This is a genomic window from Acidovorax sp. HMWF029 (assembly GCF_003060895.1).
Lineage (GTDB): Bacteria > Pseudomonadota > Gammaproteobacteria > Burkholderiales > Burkholderiaceae_C > Acidovorax.
On record NZ_QAIH01000316.1, the window covers coordinates 1 to 5540 of the forward strand.

General features: G+C 68.6%; 5 protein-coding genes. 3 read left to right on the forward strand and 2 right to left on the reverse strand.

All coding sequences use genetic code 11. The annotated features are described in order from the left end of the window. Positions 1-215: 215 nt before the first annotated feature. Positions 216-2069 (forward strand): sensor histidine kinase, encoded by a 1854-nt coding sequence (locus tag DBR12_RS21005; protein ID WP_108618998.1) that lies wholly within the window; start codon positions 216-218, stop codon positions 2067-2069. After that, positions 2066-3526: a sigma-54 dependent transcriptional regulator gene (locus DBR12_RS21010; RefSeq protein WP_108618999.1), complete on the forward strand. Its 1461-nt coding sequence runs from the start codon at positions 2066-2068 to the stop codon at positions 3524-3526. Before DBR12_RS21005 ends, DBR12_RS21010 begins: the two co-directional genes overlap by 4 nt. Before the next feature lie 123 nt (positions 3527-3649). Here DBR12_RS21010 and DBR12_RS22270 read toward each other — a convergent pair whose 3' ends face one another. Then, the gene (locus tag DBR12_RS22270; protein ID WP_158275025.1) at positions 3650-3853 is read right to left on the reverse strand and encodes a hypothetical protein; all 204 of its coding nucleotides are present in this window, start codon (positions 3851-3853) and stop codon (positions 3650-3652) included. A 194-nt stretch (positions 3854-4047) separates the two neighbouring features. Between DBR12_RS22270 and DBR12_RS21020 the strand changes: the two genes are divergently transcribed. Next, positions 4048-5019 (forward strand): class I SAM-dependent methyltransferase, encoded by a 972-nt coding sequence (locus DBR12_RS21020; protein ID WP_108619001.1) that lies wholly within the window; start codon positions 4048-4050, stop codon positions 5017-5019. On the opposite strand, the gene DBR12_RS21025 is transcribed toward DBR12_RS21020, so the two are convergent. Beyond that, positions 5016-5519: a flavodoxin family protein gene (locus DBR12_RS21025; RefSeq protein ID WP_108619002.1), complete on the reverse strand. Its 504-nt coding sequence runs from the start codon at positions 5517-5519 to the stop codon at positions 5016-5018. The two genes, DBR12_RS21020 and DBR12_RS21025, sit on opposite strands and share 4 nt — an antisense overlap. Positions 5520-5540 lie beyond the last annotated feature (21 nt).

Sequence of the window (5540 nt, forward strand, 5' to 3'; positions counted from 1 at the left end):
ATTGAAAAGGGCAAACATGGCGGGCGGTGCAAGAGTGGTGTTTGCACTCCCTATTGCGAAACCCGGTCCAGGTGCTGAATGCGCTGCAAGTGCTTGATTTCATTGAAATTCGCTGGCCGACCTGCATACTTGGTTTACAGTGCGCCCAACCACAATCGTTAACTCCAGGAACAGGTCCCCGCCATGCGCAGCGCTCTCACCTCATCGGTTCTTGCATGCTGATCCACGCCGTCCTCGGGTTTTCGGTGCTCGAAACCCTGGTGTTGGCCGCCTTGTTGCTGGCCTGGGCCGACCGCGTGGCGGGCGCGCGACTGCTGGCGGCGTTTTTGACCGGCATTTCGCTGTGGATGGTGGGCAACGAGCTGCCCAACTGGATCGGCCCCGAGGCTGAGCCCGTGGCCATGCGCCTGTTGGCCACGGCGCCCTTCACGTCGGCGCTGTTCTTTCACTTCTGCACCGTGTTCTGCCGTGTGGACCTGGGGCGCTGGGGTGTGGCGGCGGCCTATGCGCTGGGCGGCGGCGCCTCGGTGGTTTCCATCCTATTGGTGCCTGCACACCTGGTGCACCACCGCGACATCGGCTGGATTGCCGTCGCCGATGAGGTGGGGGTGGTGGCCAGCATGGCCTGGGTCATCCTGGGCATCGGCGGGGTGTGGGTGCTGCTGCATGCCTTGCTGCGCGCACGCCGCCTGGGCGATGGACAGAAGTTGCGGCAGATTGCGGCCGTCACCGCATCCTGCCTGTGGGGCCTGCTGTGCCTGGCGGGCTATGGCATTGCGGTGCTTGATCTGCCGATCTACCCGTTTCCGCTGCTGGGCCTGCCGTTTTATTCGCTGATCCTGGTGTACGGCATCCTGCGCTACGGGGTGTTTGTGGCCAACGCCTGGGCGCGCCGCGCCCTCGTGTGGGCGCTGCTGCTGGCGCTCGGGTTAGGAGTGGGGCTGGTGGTGGTGGCGCTTACGCCCTTGCTGCCGCTGGAATCGCGCTGGCTGGGTAGCTTGGCCGTGGCGGCCAGTGTGCTGGCGCTCAACGGCCCCGTGCGGCGGGTCGCGGAGCGGCTGGTGTACCCGGGTGCCGACGTGTCTGCCGCCGACCTGGCCGCCTGGCGCCGCACGCTGGGGTCGGCCGAAACGCCCCAGGCACTGGCCGAACAAGCAGCCGCCTTGCTCAGCACACGCATCGGCACGCAGGTGGAGGTGCACATCGGCGAGGCACCCGCCGCCGCCAGCAGCACGCCGCAACTTGTGTGTGGCCGTGCCAGCGAGGGCTGGGCCGTGTCGCTGCAGGGCTGGGACGCCGCGCCCCCCGGCCCACGCCATGTGGCCGAGCTGTTTGGCACCGTGGTGGCCGAGGCCGCCGAGCGCGTGGAGCAGGCCCAGCAGTTTGCCGCCCGCGAGCGCGAGCGCCAGCTGCAGGCCCGCCTGGCCGAGCTGGGGGCCCTGGCGGCCACGGTGGCGCACGACATTCGCAACCCGCTGAACATCATCTCCATGGCGGTGGCCGCAGCGCCGGGCGACACCCGGCGCGAAGTGGCTGAGCAGGTGGCCCGCATTGCGCACCTCACGCACGACCTGCTGGACTTTGCCAAGCCCTGGAAGCTGGCCCCCAGCACCATCGACCTGGCGGCCCAGGTGCGCAACGCCGCCATGCGCCTGCCCGATGTGAGCTTTGGGCCGGGGCTGGTGCAGCCGCTGTGGCTGCAGGCCGACCCGAGCCGTGTGGACCAGGCGCTGACCAACCTGTTTGAAAACGCCCGCATGGCCACCGCCCCCGCCAACGATGCAGATGCCTCGGCGGCGGCCCGCACCCACAGCCATGTGCACATAGACGCCGAAACCACCGACACCACCGTGCTGCTGCATGTGTGCGACGCAGGCCCCGGCGTGCCCGCCGAAATCCGCGACCGGCTGTTTGAGCCCTTTGCCTCGCGTAGCCCCGGCGGCACCGGGCTGGGCCTGGCCATCGTGGCCCGCACCATGGCGGCCCACGGCGGTACGGTGGCGCTGACCGAGCGTGCGCCCTGGAGCACCTGTTTCACGCTGAGCTTTCCCCGAACACCCGCACCATGAACCAAGCCGTCCACAAACCTTACGGCCACCCGCCCGCGCAGAGCATTGTGGGTGGCTCTGATACACCCAGCGCGCCAGATCAAGGCCATGTCCTGCTGGTGGATGACGAAACCGCCTTCCAGCGCCTGGGCGGTGCATTCTTGCGCAGCCTGGGCCACGAGGTCACGCTGGCGGGCGATGGCGCGCAGGCCCTGGCCGCCTTTGCCCAGCGCCGCCCCGAGCTGGTCTTGCTGGACCTGGCCATGCCCCCGCACATGGACCCCGAGATCGGCCTGGAGCTGATCCCACGCTTTGCCCCGGTGCCCGTGGTGGTGCTGACCGGCCATGGCGACCACGCGCTGGCCCTGCGCGCCACCGAGCTGGGCGCCTGGGACTTCCTCACCAAACCCATCGACCCCGACATGCTGCGTTTTGTGGTGGCGCGCGGGCTGCAGAAGGCCCGCCTGGATGGCGAGCTGGCCGCACTGCGGGCCGGGCAGGCGCTGGATGCCCAGGGCCTGGACGACATGGGCCTGGTGGGCCAGGCGGCGGCCACGGTGCAGCTGCGGGCGCTGGTACGCCGCGTGGCGCCCACCCAGGTCAGCGTGCTGGTGCTGGGCCCCACGGGCACGGGCAAAGAGCTGGTGGCGCGTGCCCTGCATGCCCACAGCGCCCGCCGCACTGCGCCCTTTGTGGCCATCCACTGCGGCGCGCTGTCGGCGGAGCTGCTGGAGAGCGAGCTGTTCGGCCACATGAAAGGCAGCTTCACCGGCGCCTACCGCGACCAGGCGGGCCTGGTCGAGGCCGCGCACGGCGGCACGCTGTTCCTGGATGAGGTGGGCGAAATGCCACCGCCCATGCAGGTCAAGCTGCTGCGGTTCTTGCAGGAGGGTACCTTCGTGCCCGTGGGTGGCCGCGTGCAAAAGCGCGCCGAAGTGCGCGTGGTGGCCGCCACGCACCGCGACCTGGAGGCCATGGTGCGCGAAGGCACTTTCCGCGAAGACCTGTTCTACCGCCTCAAGGGCGTGGTGCTGCGCACCCCGTCGCTGGCAGAACGCCCCGCCGACATCCCGCTGCTGGCCACGCGCTTTATGCACCGCGTGGCGCACAGCGCCCGGCTGTCGGCCGAGGCCCTGGCCTGGCTGATGGCGCGTGAATGGCCCGGCAATGTGCGCGAGCTGAAAGCGGTGGTCGAATCTGCCGGTGCGCTGCTGATGCCCCCGCAGCGTGAGGTGGACGCGCCCCTGCTGCAACTGGCCAGTGGGGACATGGCGGCCGAGGCCCCGGCAACGGGCGCAGACACCTCGCCAGCCACCACAGGCACCGGCCCGCTTGATGCTGCCCTGACCGAGCTGGAAACCCGCATGGTCCGCGACACCCTGGCCGCCGCAGGCGGCAACCAGTCCGAAGCCGCCCGCCGCCTGGGCATCTCGCGCGTGGGCCTGGTCAAAAAGCTCACACGGTTGGGGTTGCGCTGACGCCTGTCCTGCCAGCAGCGTGGCCCGGCATGGATTTTTCGCTCATTTATTGATAGCTATCAAGGTGTGATGGGCGCGCGGTAGCGGCCTAAAAACCTTCAGATTTCCAGGCCATGGAGCCGCTCAAGGCCGCACGAGCCGCAGCGGCTCGCCCACGCGGGCCCTCACCACATCGTCACGGTGAAAAGGCAGGGTGTGCCAGCGCTTGGCCGAGAACTCGCGCATCTGGTCGTTGGCGCGGGGCGATGCCGTCGCCACCAGCCCGCGCACGCCGCGGCGCAGCAGTGCGGCTACAGCGACACGGGCAGTTTTCGCAAGATCTTCCACCGCGTGAGCGGCACCACCCCGGGGGCCTACCGCCAGCGTTTTCGGCTGCGCACCACGCGCAAGCAGTGGCTTGGTACCAAAAGCAAACGGCGATAATTGAGGATGCTATCGAATCCGTAGCTATCAAGGCATATGCAGAAGGCGGTAACAGCCTTTTTGCTTGAAATTTTCTGACCACCCAACTTCCGCCCTCCATGCAAGCCCTGCTCGACGCCATTGCCACCATGCCCCTGCCCACCGAGGCGCAGCGCATCTTTCATGGCCGGGGCGGGCGGCACCCGGGGGCGGAGCAGTGGGTGCTGGATGCCTATCCGCCCGTGCTGGTGCTGACCAGTTTTGCGCCTGCCACCGAGGATGAGCTGGCCGCCATCGGTGCTGCGCTGGAGGCCCGCTGGGCGCAGATTGCCCCGGCGGGCGAGGTGCTGAACTGGGTGTTTCAGCACCGGGGCGAGGCGTTGCGCATCAAAGGCCGCAGCGAGACACGGCTGATGGCCGGTGCTGTGCCCGATCCGCATGTCGTCACCGAAGCCGGGGCACGCTACCGGGTGCATGTGCTGCGCGGGCAGAACCACGGCCTGTTCCTCGACATGGCGGCAGGCCGCCGCTGGGTGCGCGACTACGCAGCAGCACGCAGTGCAGACCGCTATGGCCTCAAGGTGCTCAACCTGTTTGCCTACACCTGCGCGTTTTCGGTGGTGGCGCTGCAGGCGGGCGCCAGGCAGGTGGTCAACGTGGACATGAGCCACGGCGCCATTGGCATCGGGCAGCAGAACCACCAGCTCAACGGCATCAGCGCGGGCGGGGCGTTTTTGCCGCACGACATCTTCAGCAGCTGGGGCAAGATCACGCGCAGCGGGCCCTATGGCCTGGTCATTGTGGACCCGCCCAGCTACCAGAAGGGTAGCTTTGTGGCCACCAAGGACTACGCGCGCTTGATGCGCCGGCTGCCCGATTTGCTGGCCCCCGGCGGCCACGCGCTGCTGTGCCTGAATGCGCCCGAGTTGGGCGTGGACTTTTTGCAGAACCAGATGCGCGAGCTGGTGCCTGAGCTGCAGTTCATCGAACGGGTGGCCAACCCACCCGTGTTTGCCGACGTGGAGCCTGAGCGCGCGCTGAAGGTGCTGGTGTACCAGGCGCCTGAGTTGGAACCGACCGCCCAGAGCTAGAAAACCCCCAGCGCCAGCCCCACCGCCAGGGCCTCGCCCAGCGCCTGGCAGCGCGCCAGGTCGTCCGCACCGATGTGTTTGGGTGCCAGGATGGCCTCGGGCGTCTGCGCGTGGGTGCACACGATCAGCGGCTCGGCCACGGCGTTCAGGCGCCAGCCTGTGGCGATGCGTGCCATCTGCCGCGCTGCGTTCTGCCCGTCGCTGCCCGCGCAGACGAGCAGGGCATAGGGCCTGCCATTGATCTGGTCGAGCGCGCCGTAGTAGCAGCGGTCAAAAAAGTCTTTGAGCTGCCCGCTGATGGCCGCCAGGTTCTCTGGCGTGGCAAACAGGTAGCCGTCGGCTGCCAGCACATCGGCTGCCCCGGCCTGCGAGGCGTGGAGCAAACGCACCGCCACGGTGGGCTCGGCCGCCTGGGCGGCGGCGCAGGCGGCCTCGGCCATCTGGCGGGTGCCGCCGGTGGCGGAGTGGTAGACGATGAGCAGGGTTTTGGTGGCGGGCATGCGCGCAGCATAGTGCTGAAC

What these genes read in the sequence shown, in the direction of transcription:
- DBR12_RS21025 (WP_108619002.1), bottom strand. Translation starts at nt 5,519, where the DNA reads ATGCCCGCCACCAAAACCCTGCTCATCGTCTACCACTCCGCCACCGGC.
- DBR12_RS21020 (WP_108619001.1), top strand. Translation starts at nt 4,048, where the DNA reads ATGCAAGCCCTGCTCGACGCCATTGCCACCATGCCCCTGCCCACCGAG.
- DBR12_RS21010 (WP_108618999.1), top strand. Translation starts at nt 2,066, where the DNA reads ATGAACCAAGCCGTCCACAAACCTTACGGCCACCCGCCCGCGCAGAGC.
- DBR12_RS21005 (WP_108618998.1), top strand. Translation starts at nt 216, where the DNA reads ATGCTGATCCACGCCGTCCTCGGGTTTTCGGTGCTCGAAACCCTGGTG.